This window comes from Nitrospira sp. (assembly GCA_029194535.1).
Taxonomy (GTDB): Bacteria; Nitrospirota; Nitrospiria; order Nitrospirales; family Nitrospiraceae; genus Nitrospira_C.
In genome coordinates this window covers 2,094,908-2,111,965 of the sequence record JARFXR010000001.1, presented here as the reverse complement: position 1 = coordinate 2,111,965, position 17,058 = coordinate 2,094,908, and the positions used below count along the sequence as shown (strand labels likewise).

Sequence of the window (17,058 nt, the reverse complement as noted above, 5' to 3'; positions counted from 1 at the left end):
CATGTGAAGGAGCCGGAATTGATGCGGGAATCGATGCGAAACTCTGTAATTGATCGACGATCGGGTCAAGGATGGTTATGGGGAGTCGTGATCGGCTTCTGGGGTTTGCTCTTGTCCGGCTGTTCGACCCCGGAACAGCCGCAGACTTTGCTGGCTCCGACCGAGGCGCAGCTAAAAATCCGCAACTTTCAGACGCGCGTCTTCGACATGACCGACCGCAATTTTGCGATCCGCTCCGTCATCGGCTCGCTTCAAGACTTGGGCTTCATCATCGAGCGGGCCAACGACGCCCTTGGGCTGGTCACGGCGGCCCGTTTCGCCGAGCCCAACTACTACGACGTCGTCACGATCACCGTGACCGTCCGGCAGCTCAATCAAACACAGCTCACGATTCGAGCCAATGCGATCTACAACAACCGGCCGATCGAAGACCCCAAGGTCTATCAGAACTTCTTCTTCACCCTCGAACGGTCGTTGTTCATCACCAAGGAGAGCCCGACCGCGCCGTGAGACGTTCAGGATGACGATATCGATATGCCGAACGTTCCTCGCCTTGGCCTGTCTGGCGAGCCTCTCCGGCTGCAACAGCTACGAGTTGCGCCAGGAGAACCAGTCGAACGCGCGGGACCAGGTCTGGCTGTCGGAAACGAGCCAGCTCAAGATCCGCGCCGCCCAAACCAGGGTCTTCGACACGACGGATCGCCTGAAGCTCCTTCAAGCGATCGTCTCGACCATGCAGGACCTGGGCTTCAAGGTCGAAGTGCTCGACCAGGACTTGGGGATCGTCTCAGGCAAGAAATTCGTCGAGGTAGAGACCGGCTACCTGGCCGATCCGGCCGCTTACTATCTGTACCGGCCCGATACGATGCTGTTCCTCGCCAGAAACTACCGGTCGTGGGGACCGTTCTACTATCGCAGCAACCTGGTGCGCTTCACCGCCACGATCCGCCCACGCGGCGAAACGCAATCCCTCGTCCGCATCAGCGTCCAGTACTACATGCACGCACTCGAAGATCCGAAATCCTATCAAGAGTTCTTCCGCACGCTCGAACAGTCCCTCTTCCTGCAGGGCCACCAAGAGTCCTAGCAACGGTTTCTCCCAGGTCTCTCCGCGACGTGTTCATCACGATCCCCCATTGAACGACGGCTCCCGCTCCGCTAAGCTTAACAGGATTACTCGATCGAGGCGGCGCCGAACTACCGGCACCACGATCCCGACAATCGCCCGCGTGGCGATGCAAGCTGCGATGGATGAACTCGAAGAAAAGGCGAGCACCCTCTTCACCGGCAAGGCGACGCCGTTGACCGCTGCGCACCACCGTATCCGGTGCACCGTGGACGGCTGCCTGCACCATGCGACCGTCGCCTGCGAGGTCATCGTCACGAACTCCCATCTGAGACCGGACGGGGAGATCCACCATATTCCGCTCTGCGACAAGCACGCGCAGGCCGGGGACATGTTGAAGTGGGAGTGGAGACGGGATCCGGATGCGAATGCCGCACGTAAACTGCGGCTCGATGCCCTGTTCGCGCTGGATACGATTGAGGACTGAGCAGGATTCACTACGACGAGGAGGGAGCACCTTCATGGCCGAGCCGCACAATTCCCCGATTCCGACCGGCAGCAACCCACCGAAAGCTCAGTTCATCTGGCAATGTCCCTCTTGCTCCCGACGCTATCTGACCGAACAGGCCCCGACGCAATGCCCCTATTGTCTGCAGCCGGTCCAGAGTTGACCGGGCTAGCGCACATCCGGTCTGTTCGCGCGCCGGCCTCGGACCAGCCGGTCCGGTCATGATCCAGCGACATGATGACGCGGCGTAGATTCTCGATGATCCGCGAGTTCCACCTCGCGGATTTTCTGACGCTGGCCAACGCGGCCTGCGGAGTCGGCGCCGTCCTCTTCTGCATGCGGTACATGGGCGGGGGTGCGACGGCCGATTTTCTCGCGGCGGCGACGCTGGTGCCAGGCGCGCTGCTGTTCGACTGGCTCGACGGCCGGGTCGCCCGCTGGCGGCACGAGCATACCGCGCTCGGGCGCGAGTTGGATTCCCTGGCCGATATCATCTCGTTCGGCATGGCCCCGGCGGCGCTCGGCTATGCCGCGGGCCTGCGTGGAGGCTGGGATTGGCTCGCCTTGACTTTCTTCGTCTGCTGCGGAGTGAGCCGCCTGGCCCGCTACAACGTGACAGCCGAACAGCTCTCAGCCGGCAGCGACGCGGTCGCCTACTTCGAGGGGACGCCGATTCCGACCACCGTCCTGTTGGCCGCTCTCCTGGTGATCGGCGCCTGGCAGGATCGACTGGGCGAGCGGCTCTATGGAGGGGTCTGGACGATCGGATCCGGCGATCTGCACCCCTTGTCGCTGCTGTTCGTGCTCTCCGGCAGTCTCATGATCAGCAAGACCCTGAAGATTCCGAAGATCTGACCATTTGATCTGAGGCCGAATCTGAAGGCTTGCGGATCGACGACGATCTCCTGATCGCCAACACCGGTATCGAGCATGAACGGTCCATCCTCGAAGAATTCCGCACAGCCGGGGAAGACATGGTCGAGATCGCGACACGCGACCTCGATCAGGGCCTGGGCGAGACCAGACCAGCCGTGGCGGCCAAAGCTCCCGTCATCTACCAAGCCGCGCTCGAGGAAGGGGCTTTCTCGGGCTTCGCGGACTTCCTCGTGCTGGATTCGAACGGGGCGTATCAGGTTTGGGACACGAAGCTCGCCCGCACGCCCAAACCCTACTATGCCATTCAACCGAGCCGGCATCACCACCACGGCGCAGTTGGCCGCCGCGTCCGACGTCACGGTCCCGAGGCAAGATCGGGCGTCGCTGGAGAAACTCGTGGTGCAGGCCAGACTCCAGCGGCGGACGAACGACGACCGCCTGGTTGATCCAGCGGTGCCGCCCCGCTTCGAGGTCCTGCCTCGGCGCAGCCGTGTTCGGCGCGCCCGTGATGGCTACCGGCTGTGCCGTCGCCGCACGTTTCGAGATTCAGCGGCTTCCGACCTGCAACTTGGCGTCCCGGAAATGATTCGGCAGCGGCATGATGCAGTTGGGGTTGAACCCCGCCGCCTTCAACGTATCGATGCTGCCGAGGACCTTGTCGTGCTTGAGGTCGATCACGGTAATCGATCCGTCGCTCATGCCTTCCAGATTGAGCAGGCTGTTCTGCACAAAGAGGTACCGCTCGTCCGGAGACAGCACCGTATGGTGCGCGCCGGCAGCCGCAGGAATCGTCTTGAGGAACTTCGGATGCGTGGGATCGCTGTTGTCGTAGAGATTGACGAATCCCGGCTTGGCCGTGGTGACATACAGGCGGTCACCCTTGGCGTTATACATCATCTCCAGCGGCATGCCTTGACCGCGCGGCGCGAAGTCGTCCACCTGATGAAAGGAAAATTCCTTGGTCTTCGGATCCCAGATCCCGGCCCAGAGCGTCGCTTCCAGCATGTTGGTGATATGCACCACCGGCGGATCGGCGTTCGGCGCGAACATGATTTCGACCGGCGCGGATTTCCCCCCCGGCTTCGCCGTAAGCTTATGCGTCGAGAGTACCTTGCCGGTACCGGCTTCCAACACCGTGACCGTCTCGCCTTGCTCCGACATATCAGGCTTGACCGTGCTGGTGACGAGCACCCGGTCGATGCCGTTGTGAATGGCGATGCCGTGCGGATACAGCACGAAGGCCTTCGGATCCGACGAGCTGAGGGTCTTGAGCGGCTTGTCCTTGACGGCATCGCCCATGATCACGTTGCTCGAGCCCATGCAGGTGAGGTACCAAGTTTTATTGTCCTCCGACACCACCAGATCCTCGCCGACCTGACAGTCCGGCACATCGATCGCGCGCAGCCGGTAGGGGAACGTCGTGAGATCCACGACGTGCAGGATGCTCTTCCCCAAGGCCGTGATATAGGCTTTGCTCTTATCGCGGTTGAAGAAGATGTGATGGGCCACCAGATCCGACGGCAGCGGAATCTCCATGAGAATCTTCCCGAAGTCCTGAGACTCGGGATCGATTTCCATGATGGCGATGCCTTCGCGCCGGACAGGCTGGTTCGGCTTACTCTCATAGTTCAACAGCGCGAGCAGCTCGGCCGAGGCGAGCGACGTACAGGACAGCAGCAGACCGAGGATCAACGCGAGGAGCCTGATCGGTCTCATGGGAGCCTCCTTTGCTGAGAGCGGCTGAGCAGGAACACCGTACTCCTCTCCGACGACACAAGCAATGTCTGACATGACGGAATCGCCGCGCATGGGTCCTTCTATCTCATTCTGTTACCCTGCAGGCGTGCTTTCTCCGTTGCTTCGGCGTATTCTTAGCGGAGCGGCACGCCGCCGCTCCCCAACCTCATCCAGGAAGCAGGTACACTGATGAAAGTCGTCATAGGTCTCCTGATCGGTCTGGTGGTGCTGGTCGGCGTCGTCTTGTCGCTGCCCTTCCTGATCGACCTCAACAAGTACCAGGACCAGTACAAACCGCTCATCGAGGAGGCGCTCAACCGCAAGGTTCAGTTACAAGATATCCGGCTGACGATCTGGCCTCGGATCGGCGCCAGAGTGTCGGGTTTCACTGTGCTGGACGATCCGGCCTTCGATGGAGGCTCCCTTGCCTCTCTCGGGTCGCTCGACGTCGGAGTCAAGCTCATGCCGTTGCTCGGAGGACAGGTGGAGATCGAAGAGATCACGCTCCGGGATCCGGTCATTTCGGTCATCAAGAACAGGAACGGCGTGTTGAACGTCTCGACCATCGGCCGCACCGGCGTGGCCGCGCCGCAGAAACCCTCTCGGGCGCCGGTTCCCTCGCCGGAAGGTCCGCTCAAGATCCTGGCCATGCTGGCCGTCGATCACGTGTCCATTGAAGGAGGAAAACTGACCTATCGGGATCTGTCGGCCGCCAAACAGACCGAGTATGTGCTGCAGGATATGGAGCTTCTGCTCCAATCTGTTCAGCTCGGCGAGACTCCCACCCTCCATTTCCGCACGCTGGTCCAACCGCTGAACCTTCCCGTCCGACTGGACGGCGCCTTCGGCCCGTTGAAGGAATCCGCCGACCTCGACGCGATCCGATTCAAACTTGCCGCCGGAAAGATCGACGCGATCATCGTCGGCAAGACGTCGGGGCGGAACGTGAACCTCAACATCAGCGCGCCGATCATCAATACGGCCGATCTGCCGATCGCGCTCCCGCTGCAGAAGCCGGTCGAGGTGAGCAATCTCGAGATCACCGCCGAGGTGCAAGGGCAGGAAGTCCTGCTGCGCCACGCATCATTGCAAATCTTCGGCGGGCAGGTGGCGGCACAGGGATCGCTGATCTCAGGATCCGAGGCGCCGCCGTTCACCGGAAAACTCAAAGTCCAAGGGATCCAACTCGGCCAGGCGCTCAACTCGCTGGCCACGACTCAGGTATCGATGAGCGGTACGACGGATGCCGATATTTCAGTACAAGGTCAAGGATTTGCTATGCCTGACCTCACGAAACACTTGAAGGGATCGGGACATATTGCCGCCAAGGACGGGAGGGTCGAGCACGTGAGTCTGCTGGAGGAAGCGCTGGCCATACTGAAGGTGGCGGGCATTCAGATCGACCACCCTAAGACCACCGTCTTCTCCACGATCCAGACCGACATGGCCGTCGAGGAGGGCACGGTCCAACTGCAAAACCTCTTGATGGACAGTCATGACTTCCAGGCCACCGGAGGCGGGACGATCGGCTTCGATCAAGCGTTGAACCTGCTCGTGAACCTCAACCTGTCACAAGATCTCAGCGGAAAGATCGCCGGCTCCTCGCCGACCGCCAGGATGGCCATGAGAGACGGCCGCCTGCGCCTGCCGCTGACGATCAAGGGCACGACGCACAAGCCCGTATACGGCATCGATCTCAAGGCCCTCACGGGCAGAATCCAGGAACAGGCCAAGAAGAAAGCCGAGGACACGGTCAAGGGTCTGCTGAAGGGCACGATCAAGCCGAAGGATCTCGAGGAGCAGGGCAAGGATTTCCTCAAGGAGTTTTCGATTCCTTAGAGGAAAGATGCGCGATCTTGCAATGTTCTCCCGCCTCCCCGTAAGCTTACGCCCGATCTGATCTGTAGGTTGCCAACATCGACGACGGGTGGTCATTCGTATCTCGCAGGAGAGCTGACATGCTGTCTTTCCCTCGCCCTCGCCCTCGCATCCTGCTCATCGGAATGCTTGTGGTCCTCTGCGGATGCACCGCGACGAAACAGGCGCGTACGGTGGACAAACTGGGGTTCTTGAAGGACCTCTATCCGAGCATGACGAAGGGCGACGAGGACGCGGGGGAATCGCTGCTGATCTACAAGAATCCCAGGGTCACCTCGATCCCGCCCAACTCCTACACGAAAATCCTACTGGATCCGGTCCTGATCTTTCGCGGTCCGCAATCGAAGATGGAAGGCATCTCTCAGGCTGAGACACAAATGCTTGCCGACACGTTTTACGCCCTGATCTATCAGGAGTTGTCCAAAGACTTCGACATGGTCGACAAGCCCGGGCCCAGCACGCTTCGTATCCAGGTCGCGGTCACCCACCTCGAGCAGTCGTGGCCCATGCTCGACGTGATTTCCAACGTGCCGGCTCCGATGAATGCGCTGGCTGCAGGATCGGTCCTGAAGACTGTCGCGACCGGCAAGCCGGCCTTCACCGGCGAAGCCGTGATCGAAGCCAAAGTCACCGACGCCCAAACAGGCGAGCTGCTGCGGGCGCTGGTCGATCGGCGGGTGGGGACGAAGAAACTCGAAGCCCAATCCTTCAATTCGTGGGCCGACGTCTATGAGTCGCTGCGCTATTGGGCGGAAAACAGCCGGTATCACCTGTGCAAGGCCCGTCAGATTCGCACCGACTGCCCCAAACCTCGGGCTTGAGCCTCTCCCACATCGAATCGCACAGACCGATTCTGGTTCAAATCTGGTTCGCATCATTGATCGTGCGAGTTCCTCCCAATCTACCGTCCTGACAGCGACCAGCCGTCTCCTTGTGCGTCTTTGTAGGCTGAGGCACGGCTCGCCGAGTGAACCGCTCCCTCTGTCCTGTGCGAGAACGAGCGTGCGCGGTGCGCGAGTTCGCGCAGATTTCCGCCTTGTCGATCCAGAGCAGAATCCTGCTCGAGTGCTATAGTTTCAAACATGAACGGCGCCGCAACGACACACGGAGAGGAGGACGCCATGCGACACATCACATGGTTGGGCATCGCAATGTTGACGATGGTCGTGCTCGCAACACAGTCATTGGCGGGCGTTGCCTTGAGACTTCATTCGCTGCTCGCTCACCCTGAGTCGTATCAAGCGAATGTAATCCAAGTCACGGGGGTCGTATCCAACCATCAGTTCAAACACGTCAAGAAATGGGCGGCCGATGTGGACAAATGTATTCAGACCTTCACCGTGACGGACGGAACCGATTCCATTCAGGCGGTGTACGGCGCGAACTGCGCCGGAGCGCTCGATTTGCTTCGGAATCGCGACCGCGTCACGCTGGAAGCTCGCTTCGATTGGGCACCAGGGAAAGAGGGAACGCTTGCTGTGCAATCGGTGCTGTCGAAGATCACACCGTACCCGTAAGGTTCACCGGCCCTTGCTTCCTCCACGACCGGACTGTCTACAGCCGTCTCCTCCGTATCAAGACCCTTCCAGCCGTAACGCAACGGCCTCACCCATTCCAGGGTTCCACACCCCATATTGCAAATTGATGCCAAGTCTATTCTGAACTCGATCAGACTCTCACACGGCGATTCATCCTGCTCGAAGAAACCTCGATGCCCTGCAAGGGTCACCGCATCCGCCAACGCAACTGCGCGGGATCAAATCGGTTGTAACGGCTAGGGGACTTACTAGTTAAGCAAGCAGCCCGGAGAGTGCAACAGTGGCGATTGCACCATCACCGGCTGAGGAAAAAGGACAAGGGATAGGAGGCCCTGAACGATGAATATTCGGCGTTCCGTGAGCCAATTTGTATCGCAAGGCAATGACATATTTCATCAGCTCCGCTCTGAAGGCGAAGTCCTCTCTGATGTGGATTTGGTGACACTGCGGGAGCAGTTGTATATTCTCGATACGGAGGCCGATCATTTGCAGAATCTCAAGCAACCCCGTTCGGAGATGTCCCGCTCAATCCCTTACGGCCGTGGGCACACGGCTCGGTCCGGGCGTCACAGCTGATCGACAAACGGAGGAGATTCGGCGCATACGCTTCCGGCTATTTCGAGACTTGCGCCGCTCATCTGCCTGCACCTCCTTCGCCTCGCCACGAAGGATGACTCGGACAGACTCCTACGGCGTCGGGTACTGTCGGATCTCGGCCGAATCTCGGGAAAGATCACAGGTGCCCGCGTGAACGGCAGTTGCTTTCCAGCAGCAACCTATTGTAGGAATCTGCCTGGCTCCATCCGTAAGCCGACCTGTTATCGTGAGAATCATGACGCTGTGGATCCTGTTGCTGTTGTTCGCCATACTACCAGGGTGCGCCCATCACGATTTGGACGCACTCCGCGCGAGCGCGCCAGACCTCATGCAAGAGGTCGTCGGTCCCTACGACGGCCTCTCGAAATGCACCAAAGAGCGTTTTGACCAACACAGATCGGCCAGTCTCACCCTGTCGGAACATCCGGACAGGGGCATCAATCGACTCGCGATGCTCAAGACCCATCAGGGCTTTCTCGCCAAACGGCGCCAAGACGCGATCTTCGAGTTCACGTTCGTTCGACAATCCGCCAAGTCCACGTTGGTCGAATTCCGCACTGCCGGTTCGACCGACCAGTCCGATCCGGCCTGGCGAGCCATCGCCGAGTGTTCCACCTCCATGAGGATTGAACCGGTCCCTTCGCCGTCATCCGCGGCCGGGATGTCGTGAACGATGTTTCTGAACTCCTCGCAGCCGACGCCTAAGGGCGGCCTTCCCCGCATGACACGTGCACGCATCGTTCAGGCGTGCACGTGTGGAACCAATGTGGAAGAGCCTCAATGCACCATCGCCCGCATGGGCGGTTTCTGAAAATGATTCGGCAGCGGCATGATGCAGTTGGGGTTGAATCCCGCTGACTTCAAGGTATCGATACTGCCCACCACCTGGTCGCTCTTCAGATCGATCACCGTGATCGATCCGTCGCTCATCCCCTCCAGGTTCAGGAAACTGTTCTGGACGAACAGATAGCGCTCATCCGGAGACAGCACCGTATGATGGGCGCCTCCCGCGGTCGCGATCGGCTTGAGAAACCTCGGCCGGCGCGGATCGCTGTTGTCATAGAGATTGACGAATCCCGGCTTGGCCGTGGTGACATACAAACGGTCCCCCTTTTTGTTGTACATCATCTCCAACGGCATCCCTTGCTCACGCGGACCGAAGTCATCGACCTGATTGAACGAGAAGGTCTTGGTCTTCGGATCCCAGACGCCTGCCCAGAGCGTCCCCTCCAGCATGTTGGTAATATGCACCACCGGCGGGTCGGCGTTCGGCGCAAACATGATTTCGACCGGCGCGGATTTCGCCGAGGGCTTCGATGACACCTGGTGGGTCGAGAGCACTTTTCCGGTACTGGCTTCCAGCACCGTGACCGTGTCGCCTTGCTCCGACATATCCGGCTTGACCGTGCTGGTGACGAGCACCCGGTCGATGCCGTTGTGAATGGCGATGCCGTGCGGATACAGCACGAAGGCCTTCGGATCCGACGAGCTGAGGGTCTTGAGCGGCTTGTCCTTGACGGCATCGCCCATGATCACGTTGCTCGAGCCCATGCAGGTGAGGTACCAAGTTTTATTGTCCTCCGACACCACCAGATCCTCGCCGACCTGACAGTCCGGCACATCGATCGCGCGCAGCCGGTAGGGGAACGTCGTGAGATCCACGACGTGCAGGATGCTCTTCCTCAAGGCCGTGATATAGGCTTTGCTCTTATCGCGGTTGAAGAAGATGTGATGGGCCACCAGATCCGACGGCAGCGGAATCTCCATGAGAATCTTCCCGAAGTCCTGAGACTCGGGATCGATATCCATGATCGCGATGCCTTCCCGCCGTACCGGCTGATCCGGCTTGCTCTCATAATTCAAGAGCGCATACTGTTCGGCCCGGGCGAGGGACGCGCAGGTGAGAAACAGCCCAAGAACCGCCAAAAAGAATCTTGACCGTACCATGACTGACCTCCTTCTGATGGCGAATCGAGCGTCAACTCGATCCGAATGATGATGCACCGCCGCTGCGATGCCATGCGGCAGACTATAGAGATCGGCGTCGCGAGAGTCTTATCCAAGCGTCTGGATCTCTTGATACTGTTGTCAGTAAGCAGCGGTTGGTTTGCCTGGGAGTCTGGGGGACGTAGCCGCGGGATTATGGGAATGGCAGACCAGCACGCACCGCTGCCTCAGTTCGACCGTACAGTGCTTCGCCTCAGCTCGGCTGCGGAACTTGCTCCGTCCTGTGCTACGCAGGACGGAACTGCAGACAGTCCTCGCCGTCGTGCAGCACGACCGCCTCAGCTCAGCAGTACGGTGCCCGAGCCTCGGCAGAAGTCGCGTGCTGGCCTGCCATTCCCTGTTGGATTGGGAAGGAGAACGGAAGATGCTCGACGTGTGGATCCTCGCTCGTTCGGTCATGGTCGTGAAACGCCAAGGCCTCCCTTCAATGGAGTGAACGAGCATGGGTCGCTCCGCCTTCGAAGTACTTCCGAGCCAAACTCAGCACCCAGCACTCAGGACTGCGGCTTCCGTCAGCCCCATCTTTGGAATGATTGCATTTCTACTGTGGACTGGATCACGCTCTCACCAACCGGTTCATTCGCTTGTTCACTTGGAGAGATTCCAGATGCCGCGCAACGATCAGCTCATCCGCCAATGGCAACTGCTCAGGCTGCTGGAATCACCGCGCGGTGTCACCCTCGACGACATCGCGCAACGATTGCCTCCGGACTATCCGCGGCACATCCGGACGATCAGACGCGATCTCGAAGCGCTGGAAGCAGGAGGCTTCCCCGTGGTCAACGAACGGGTGGAGGGCCGTGTCCGCTGGCGACTGATGGATGGCGTGCGCCAGGCACCGGCCCTGTCCTTTTCGCCGACGGAGCTCATGGCGCTGGTGATCAGCCGTTCGTTGTTGAAACCGTTGGCCGGGACCGAGATTCAAGCGGCGGTGGAGTCGGCCATGGTCAAGGCCTCCAGGCTGCTGCCGGCCGGATCGCTCGACTATGTGCAGCAGATCCAGAACGTCTTCGCCGTCGGCCTCGGCCCACACAAGACCTACAAGCACCATCGCGAGACTATCGATCGACTCACACAGGCCATCGCGAAAAAGCGCACGGTCCAAATGCGCTACTATTCGGCCTCCAGGCTCCGCATGACGCGCCGCGAGATCGACCCCTACCGGCTCTGGTACGCGTCAGGCGGGCTGTATCTCGTGGGCTATTGCCACCTGCGCAAAGAGCCTCGCATGTTTGCGGTCGAGCGAATGCATGTTGTCACCTTGACGGACCATCCGTACCAGATGCCCCTCGGTTTCGATCTCGAAGCCTTTGTCCAGAATGCGCTGACCGTGATGCGCGGGCGGCCGATCGCGGTCACGCTGCGCTTCGATAGGGCAACAGCCGCCTGGGCCAAAGACCGGCTCTGGCACCCGAGCCAGAAGGTCGCGCCCTTGAAGAACGGCGGAATGACGATGACCCTCACCGTCGCCGATAGCCGTGAACTGGTGGGCTGGGTGCTCAGCTTCGGCAGCGGCGTCCGGGTAATCCGACCTCAGTCGCTCGCCGAGGCAGTTTCCTCCGAGGCAAAGAAAATCCTCCATTCCTGACTCGGCACTCAGCACTTTCGACTCACTCCTCAACCCAGCACTCAACTCTCAGCACTCAGCACTTTTTGCGATAAGGTGTGACCTTCCCTGTCACAGGCCTCCTCTATGCTGGCACCGTTGGACAACCTAACGAGGAGGGGACACCATGGACAACCAGCAGCACGATCAAAGGAACGCCCGCGCGGAGGGCACACCTCAACCGCTCTACGTGACCTTCATTCTCGATGAGACCGGATCGATGCAGTCGTGCAAAGAGCCGACGATCGCCGGCTTCAACCGTTACCTCGCCGAACTGCGAAAGGAGCCGGCGGACACGCAGGTCACGCTCACGCTCTTCAATTCCAGCAAGACCGAAGTGCGGCACCGGTCCATCCCGGCGGCCCACGTCCGGGATCTGGACGTCGAAACCTATCGGCCGAGGGACACCACACCGCTCTACGATGCCATCGGACACAGCCTCGAAACAGCGAAACGCGACGCACCAGCCGATACCAAGAAACTCTGCGTGATCCTGACCGATGGTTTGGAAAACGCTTCGAAGAGTTATACACGCACTCAGATCTTCGACTTGATCAAGGCCTGTGAGGGGGAGGGGTGGCGGTTCCTCTACCTCGGCGCCGATCACGACGTCTGGGCCGCGGGCGAATCGCTCGGCATCGCGGGCAATGGTCGAGTGTGCTTCAGCAAGCGTGAGGTGGCAGAAACATTTCAAGGATTGTCCGACATGACGTCCCGCTATCGGCGGAGCGACGAGACTAAGCAGAGGCCGTCATGAGCACGACTATGCGGGTCGTGCCATGGCCATCCGCCGCGATGGCGACTCTGTTGCTGCTCGGCACCATGACTACTGCCGATGCCGAACCGGGATTCGATGCCCGCTACGAGCGGGACTACAACATCTTCAATCCGGCGAACATCTACGCGCTGGACAATCCGCTCAATCCGGCCAACGCCTTCGATCCGACGAGCTTCGTCAATCCTACGAACATCTACGATCCAGGCAATCCGGCCAATCCCATCAACCGCTATCAGCCGGATAACCCGTTCAATCCCGGGAACCGGTATCACCCGGACAATCCCTTAAACCCGGTCAATCGGTACAATCCTGATACCCCGTTCGCGCCGTTGAATCGACTGCCTCAAAACCGTAGCAGATGAACGGGACTGGCTCCCGCCGCAGCCTGGCGAAGGCGGGTGCCTGTGCCGACGTGATTTCTCCGCGCAAACAGGGTAAGCTTCGGCAGGCGGTGTACCGATGAAATGGGCAGCCACTGCTGTGAGTGATGAACTCGAGGTCTTGAAGTCGGTCACGGCCCGCTTAGACGCGGCGGGGATACCGTATATGGTCACCGGTTCGATGGCGGCAAACTACTACGCGACACCCCGGATGACACGCGACATCGACTTGGTCGTCGAGTTGTCTGAAGAGGACGTCGGCCGAGTCGTGAGTCGCTTTCAGGACGAGTACTACATCGATCGAGAGATGGTGCGACAGGCCGTGGAGAACCGGTCGATGTTCAACATGATCCACAATGCCTTGGTGGTCAAAATCGACTGTGTCGTCCGAAAACACAGCGACTATCATCGTGAAGAATTCCAACGACGATGTGAGGTCACCGTTGCGGGTCAACGCGTGTCAATGGTGGCGCCGGAGGATCTGATCCTCTCAAAATTGGATTGGGCCAAGGAGAGTCGCTCGCAGATGCAGTTGGAAGATGTCAGAAACCTCCTCAGGTCGGTTCAGGGACTTGATACCGTCTATCTGAACCGCTGGGCCGAACGATTAGGACTCGCAGCGCTCTATCGGGAGGTCCGGCAATGAATGATACCTCGCCGGCCTTCGACGAGCGGTATCGGGCCATGCTCATGCAACGAAGCGGCGAAGAGCGCCTCGTGATGGGCTGCGCCATGCGCGATACCGCACGCGCACTCGTGGAAGCATCTCTACGTAATCAAGCTCCGCATGCCACAGTCGAAGGTCTCCGCAAAGGCGTGTTTCTTCGTTTTTACGGGCACGAATTCGACGCGGAGACTCGGGCCAAGATTCTCGCCGCCATCGAACAAGCGGCCAATGTCGTTCCTCCCGGCAGTTGAACCGTACAACAAGGGCGGGACTGGCTCCGACGTACTCGGTGCCTGTCCCGTTTCTCGAGCTTATGCATTTTCCCTATCCGCCCCCCCCTTCAACCCGGAACCCGAAACTCAGCTCCTCAAGCATTTCGCAACTCAACACTCAGGACGTAGCGCTCAGCACTTTTCCCCCATGAGCCGTTCCGAAATTGGACGGGGACAGCCACCGACCGGAAGGGTGGCAGTCCTCCCAGGCGGCATGCGCACAAGCCGTTACCGCTTTGGCTGGTAGAAATGTGTGGCCTGTCCACGGAGCGATTCGGCGGCTTCCATGATCGTCTCGCTCAGAGTCGGGTGGGGATGGATCGAAGCCGCGATATCTTCCGCCACCGCGCCCATTTCGACCGCCAGCACGCCTTCTGCGATCAGCTCGCCCGCGCCGACCCCGCAGAGTCCCACCCCGAGCACGCGGCCGGATTCCGCATCGAGCACCAGCTTCGTGAGGCCGTCATTCCGTCCCAACGTCGCGGCACGACCGGACGCCGCCCAGGGGAACTTCGTGATCGTCACCGCCCGTCCCGAGGCCTTGGCGGTTTCTTCCGTCAGCCCGCACCAGGCGATTTCCGGATCCGTAAAGATGACGGCGGGAATCGTCGCATCGAACGCCGCCTGTTGACCGGCGATCACGCGGGCGGCGACCAGTCCTTCATGTGACGCTTTATGCGCGAGCATCGGCTCGCCGATGACATCGCCGATCGCGAAGATCGTCGGCTCTGCGGTTCGCAGCTGCCGATCGACCTCAATGAACCCCTGCGGCGATAACGCAATCTTCGTCTGCTCGAGTCCGAGCTGCTCCGTATTGGGCCGTCGTCCGACGGCGACGAGGATTCGGTCAAAGATCTCGGTGCTGCTGCCCTCCGGACCGGTACAGGTCGCGGCGATACCGTCTTTACGTGGATCGAATCTCTCGACCTTCGTGTCGAGCCTGATCGATGTGAATCGCCGCTGCATGCGCAGATGCAGAGGCCGGACCAGATCGAGGTCGGCGCCGTTGAGGAGCCGCGGCAGCGCTTCCACGAGCGTGACCCGCGCCCCTAGCGCTTGGTACACCGTTCCCAACTCCAGGCCGATGTAGCCTCCGCCGACGACCAGTAGGCGCCCGGGAATGTCCGGCAGGTCCAGCGCTCCCGTCGAATCCATCACGCGCGGGTCGTCGAGCATGAGAGAGGTTGGAATCGCCGGGCGCGAGCCGGTCGCAAGAATCGCATGCGCAAACGAGAGTTCCCGCCGTTGGTTGGAGCCGGTCAAGATCACGGTGGTTGCGTTCTTGAACGTCGCCCTGGCCTGAATCACGTCGACCTTGCGGCTGGTCGCGAGGGTCTGCACACCTTTGGTCAGTTTGCTGACGATCGCCTGCTTCCGGCTGCGCAACGTGTCGATCTCCAGGCGGGGTTTCTCGAACTGAATCCCCCAGCCCTGCGCCTCTTCCGCCTCGGTGATCAGGCGGGCTGCATGCAGCAAGGCTTTCGAGGGAATACAGCCGCGCAAGAGACAGACGCCGCCGAGTTGCGCCTCTTGATCGATCAGGGCCGTGCGAAATCCGAGATCCGCCGCCTGGAAGGCGGCGGCGTAGCCGCCCGGACCCGCGCCGATGACCGCCACGTCATAACGCGATTCAGCCATGGATACCTCCCGTTGTCGGCTGCCGAGGAGTCAGCACTCAGAGCTATCTCAGAGGCCCAGGAACATTCCCTGAAAGTCTTCCAGGACCTTGACGATCTCGTTGGTGAAGCGCGCGCCGTCGGCTCCGTCGATGAGCCGGTGGTCATAGGCCACACAGAGGGGAAGCATCAGGCGCGGCACGAACTGGCCGTCGCGATAGACCGGCGCCCTCTTGCCCTTGCCGACGCCGAGGATGCCGACCTGCGGCGGGTTGATAATAGGCATGAACGGGCCCGCGCCGAGCCCGCCCATGTTGCTGACGGTGAACGTGGCGCCGCGCAGTTCTTCGAGTTTCACCGTTCGCGCGCGGGTGCGTTCGGCGAGATCGGCCAGTTCCAGAGAAATCTGCAGGAGATCCTTTCGATCGACGTGATGCACGACCGGCACGATCAATCCGGCCGGTGTGTCCACCGCCACGCCGATATTGTAGTACTCCTTATACACGACCTCGCCGCTGGTCAGATCAAGCGTCGCGTTGAACATCGGGTAGAGCTTGAGCGCATGCGTCACGGCCTTGAGGAACAGGCTGGTCATCGTGAGCGTAGCTCCCTTTTGTTTGAACTGCGGCGCATAGCGCTTGTGCAGCGTCTGTAGGTCGGTAATGTCGGCCTCCTGAAACTGATGAACGTGTGGGATAGTGGTCCAGGCCTGCGCCACGTTCGCGGCGATTTTCCTCCGCAGCGACGGAATCGCTTCCCGGCGCTCGTCGCCGTACATCGTGGCGAAAACATTGCCCCCCGTGTCTCGGCCCTCTTTGCCCGAAGTCGCGCCGCTGCGTCGCGTCCGTTCACGCACGTAGGCTTTCACATCCTCGGCCGTGATCCGCCCACCGGCTTCCGACCCTTGCACCTGTGCGAGCTCCACGCCCAGCTCGCGTGCCAGCCGGCGGACGGAGGGAGGCGCCGCGATCGCGGCTCCGGGCAATGTCGGGCGATCGGCCTCATAATCGGCCTGCGTCGCTTCAGTCGACGATCGTTCTTCCCTCTGCTTAGGAGACTCGGGTGTCGGAGATGCGGGAGCAGGGGCTGGCGCAGCCTGTGGCGCCTCCCGTGGCGCGACGGATGTCGCCTGCGCCGCGGCCTTCACCGGAGGCGCTCCTCCTTCAAGTTCGACAAGCGCTTGTCCGACTTTCAGGTGATCGCCCGGACGCACGAGCAGGCGGGCAACTGTTCCGGCGGCCGGCGCCGGCACTGGGATGGTCGCCTTCTCGGTTTCCAGTTCGATCAGCGACTGTCCCTCGGTCACCTGGTCGCCTTCCTTGACCAAAACCTGAACGACGTCGCCGCCTTCGATGCCTTCCGCCAGAAATGGGAGTTCGACTTTCATGGTTCTCTTCGCCTAGACCCTATCTCAAATTTCATTCATGGATGGGATGGGATCTTTTTCCGCCATTCCCGCATTCTCCGAACGATGGGCGCTCACGGAACACGGCCCGCTCAGCATCTCGCGGGCATTCACCAGCGTGACGCGC

Annotated in this window: 18 protein-coding genes; 14 read left to right on the top strand and 4 right to left on the bottom strand. The window is 60.5% G+C overall.

Going from position 1 to position 17,058, the window contains the following annotated elements:
* Nucleotides 1-21 precede the first annotated feature (21 nt).
* From P0111_09780 to P0111_09760, 5 genes are all read left to right on the top strand, one after another.
* Nucleotides 22-510, top strand: a complete 489-nt coding sequence (locus tag P0111_09780) for a hypothetical protein (protein ID MDF0644311.1) — start codon at nt 22-24, stop codon at nt 508-510.
* A 10-nt stretch (nt 511-520) separates the two neighbouring features.
* Nucleotides 521-1,087, top strand: coding sequence for a hypothetical protein (locus P0111_09775; protein MDF0644310.1), 567 nt, complete (start codon nt 521-523; stop codon nt 1,085-1,087).
* Between the two features lie 160 nt (nt 1,088-1,247).
* Nucleotides 1,248-1,553 (top strand): hypothetical protein, encoded by a 306-nt coding sequence (locus P0111_09770; protein ID MDF0644309.1) that lies wholly within the window; start codon nt 1,248-1,250, stop codon nt 1,551-1,553.
* Nucleotides 1,554-1,808: 255 nt separating this feature from the next.
* On the top strand, nt 1,809-2,429 hold the full coding sequence (locus P0111_09765; GenBank protein MDF0644308.1) for a CDP-alcohol phosphatidyltransferase family protein: 621 nt from the start codon (nt 1,809-1,811) through the stop codon (nt 2,427-2,429).
* Nucleotides 2,430-2,458: 29 nt separating this feature from the next.
* Complete coding sequence (locus P0111_09760; GenBank protein MDF0644307.1) at nt 2,459-2,896, top strand: hypothetical protein; 438 nt, start codon at nt 2,459-2,461, stop codon at nt 2,894-2,896.
* A gap of 100 nt (nt 2,897-2,996) precedes the next feature.
* Here P0111_09760 and P0111_09755 read toward each other — a convergent pair whose 3' ends face one another.
* A complete protein-coding gene (locus tag P0111_09755) occupies nt 2,997-4,166 on the bottom strand; it encodes a YncE family protein (protein MDF0644306.1) in 1,170 nt (389 codons plus the stop codon).
* A gap of 210 nt (nt 4,167-4,376) precedes the next feature.
* Between P0111_09755 and P0111_09750 the strand changes: the two genes are divergently transcribed.
* The 4 genes from P0111_09750 (at nt 4,377) to P0111_09735 (ending at nt 8,870) form a co-directional block, all read left to right on the top strand.
* On the top strand, nt 4,377-6,026 hold the full coding sequence (locus tag P0111_09750; protein MDF0644305.1) for an AsmA family protein: 1,650 nt from the start codon (nt 4,377-4,379) through the stop codon (nt 6,024-6,026).
* A gap of 119 nt (nt 6,027-6,145) precedes the next feature.
* Complete coding sequence (locus tag P0111_09745) at nt 6,146-6,886, top strand: DUF3313 domain-containing protein (GenBank protein ID MDF0644304.1); 741 nt, start codon at nt 6,146-6,148, stop codon at nt 6,884-6,886.
* A 300-nt stretch (nt 6,887-7,186) separates the two neighbouring features.
* The gene (locus P0111_09740) at nt 7,187-7,582 is read left to right on the top strand and encodes a hypothetical protein (protein ID MDF0644303.1); all 396 of its coding nucleotides are present in this window, start codon (nt 7,187-7,189) and stop codon (nt 7,580-7,582) included.
* Nucleotides 7,583-8,435: 853 nt separating this feature from the next.
* Nucleotides 8,436-8,870: a hypothetical protein gene (locus P0111_09735; protein ID MDF0644302.1), complete on the top strand. Its 435-nt coding sequence runs from the start codon at nt 8,436-8,438 to the stop codon at nt 8,868-8,870.
* Nucleotides 8,871-8,977: 107 nt separating this feature from the next.
* Here P0111_09735 and P0111_09730 read toward each other — a convergent pair whose 3' ends face one another.
* Nucleotides 8,978-10,147, bottom strand: a complete 1,170-nt coding sequence (locus tag P0111_09730) for a YncE family protein (protein MDF0644301.1) — start codon at nt 10,145-10,147, stop codon at nt 8,978-8,980.
* Nucleotides 10,148-10,814: 667 nt separating this feature from the next.
* On the opposite strand from P0111_09730, the gene P0111_09725 reads away from it, so the two are divergent.
* From P0111_09725 to P0111_09705, 5 genes are all read left to right on the top strand, one after another.
* Nucleotides 10,815-11,795, top strand: a complete 981-nt coding sequence (locus tag P0111_09725; GenBank protein ID MDF0644300.1) for a transcriptional regulator — start codon at nt 10,815-10,817, stop codon at nt 11,793-11,795.
* A 145-nt stretch (nt 11,796-11,940) separates the two neighbouring features.
* Complete coding sequence (locus tag P0111_09720) at nt 11,941-12,570, top strand: VWA domain-containing protein (GenBank protein ID MDF0644299.1); 630 nt, start codon at nt 11,941-11,943, stop codon at nt 12,568-12,570.
* Nucleotides 12,567-12,953: a hypothetical protein gene (locus P0111_09715; protein ID MDF0644298.1), complete on the top strand. Its 387-nt coding sequence runs from the start codon at nt 12,567-12,569 to the stop codon at nt 12,951-12,953. The genes P0111_09720 and P0111_09715 overlap by 4 nt, the downstream gene beginning before the upstream one ends.
* A 97-nt stretch (nt 12,954-13,050) precedes the next feature.
* Nucleotides 13,051-13,617, top strand: a complete 567-nt coding sequence (locus P0111_09710) for a hypothetical protein (GenBank protein ID MDF0644297.1) — start codon at nt 13,051-13,053, stop codon at nt 13,615-13,617.
* A complete protein-coding gene (locus P0111_09705) occupies nt 13,614-13,889 on the top strand; it encodes a hypothetical protein (protein MDF0644296.1) in 276 nt (91 codons plus the stop codon). Before P0111_09710 ends, P0111_09705 begins: the two co-directional genes overlap by 4 nt.
* Nucleotides 13,890-14,138: 249 nt before the next feature.
* Here the strand turns inward: P0111_09705 and lpdA are convergent, their stop codons facing one another.
* Together lpdA and P0111_09695 are read right to left on the bottom strand one after the other, a co-directional pair.
* Nucleotides 14,139-15,548: a dihydrolipoyl dehydrogenase gene (gene lpdA, locus P0111_09700; GenBank protein MDF0644295.1), complete on the bottom strand. Its 1,410-nt coding sequence runs from the start codon at nt 15,546-15,548 to the stop codon at nt 14,139-14,141.
* A gap of 48 nt (nt 15,549-15,596) precedes the next feature.
* Nucleotides 15,597-16,913, bottom strand: a complete 1,317-nt coding sequence (locus tag P0111_09695) for a dihydrolipoamide acetyltransferase family protein (protein MDF0644294.1) — start codon at nt 16,911-16,913, stop codon at nt 15,597-15,599.
* Between the last annotated feature and the right edge of the window lie 145 nt (nt 16,914-17,058).

What these genes read in the sequence shown, in the direction of transcription:
- P0111_09730 (MDF0644301.1), bottom strand. Translation starts at nt 10,147, where the DNA reads ATGGTACGGTCAAGATTCTTTTTGGCGGTTCTTGGGCTGTTTCTCACC.
- P0111_09740 (MDF0644303.1), top strand. Translation starts at nt 7,187, where the DNA reads ATGCGACACATCACATGGTTGGGCATCGCAATGTTGACGATGGTCGTG.
- P0111_09745 (MDF0644304.1), top strand. Translation starts at nt 6,146, where the DNA reads ATGCTGTCTTTCCCTCGCCCTCGCCCTCGCATCCTGCTCATCGGAATG.
- P0111_09765 (MDF0644308.1), top strand. Translation starts at nt 1,809, where the DNA reads ATGATGACGCGGCGTAGATTCTCGATGATCCGCGAGTTCCACCTCGCG.
- lpdA (MDF0644295.1), bottom strand. Translation starts at nt 15,548, where the DNA reads ATGGCTGAATCGCGTTATGACGTGGCGGTCATCGGCGCGGGTCCGGGC.
- P0111_09775 (MDF0644310.1), top strand. Translation starts at nt 521, where the DNA reads ATGACGATATCGATATGCCGAACGTTCCTCGCCTTGGCCTGTCTGGCG.
- P0111_09780 (MDF0644311.1), top strand. Translation starts at nt 22, where the DNA reads ATGCGGGAATCGATGCGAAACTCTGTAATTGATCGACGATCGGGTCAA.
- P0111_09705 (MDF0644296.1), top strand. Translation starts at nt 13,614, where the DNA reads ATGAATGATACCTCGCCGGCCTTCGACGAGCGGTATCGGGCCATGCTC.
- P0111_09710 (MDF0644297.1), top strand. Translation starts at nt 13,051, where the DNA reads ATGAAATGGGCAGCCACTGCTGTGAGTGATGAACTCGAGGTCTTGAAG.
- P0111_09770 (MDF0644309.1), top strand. Translation starts at nt 1,248, where the DNA reads ATGGATGAACTCGAAGAAAAGGCGAGCACCCTCTTCACCGGCAAGGCG.
- P0111_09750 (MDF0644305.1), top strand. Translation starts at nt 4,377, where the DNA reads ATGAAAGTCGTCATAGGTCTCCTGATCGGTCTGGTGGTGCTGGTCGGC.
- P0111_09725 (MDF0644300.1), top strand. Translation starts at nt 10,815, where the DNA reads ATGCCGCGCAACGATCAGCTCATCCGCCAATGGCAACTGCTCAGGCTG.
- P0111_09720 (MDF0644299.1), top strand. Translation starts at nt 11,941, where the DNA reads ATGGACAACCAGCAGCACGATCAAAGGAACGCCCGCGCGGAGGGCACA.
- P0111_09735 (MDF0644302.1), top strand. Translation starts at nt 8,436, where the DNA reads ATGACGCTGTGGATCCTGTTGCTGTTGTTCGCCATACTACCAGGGTGC.
- P0111_09715 (MDF0644298.1), top strand. Translation starts at nt 12,567, where the DNA reads ATGAGCACGACTATGCGGGTCGTGCCATGGCCATCCGCCGCGATGGCG.
- P0111_09695 (MDF0644294.1), bottom strand. Translation starts at nt 16,913, where the DNA reads ATGAAAGTCGAACTCCCATTTCTGGCGGAAGGCATCGAAGGCGGCGAC.
- P0111_09755 (MDF0644306.1), bottom strand. Translation starts at nt 4,166, where the DNA reads ATGAGACCGATCAGGCTCCTCGCGTTGATCCTCGGTCTGCTGCTGTCC.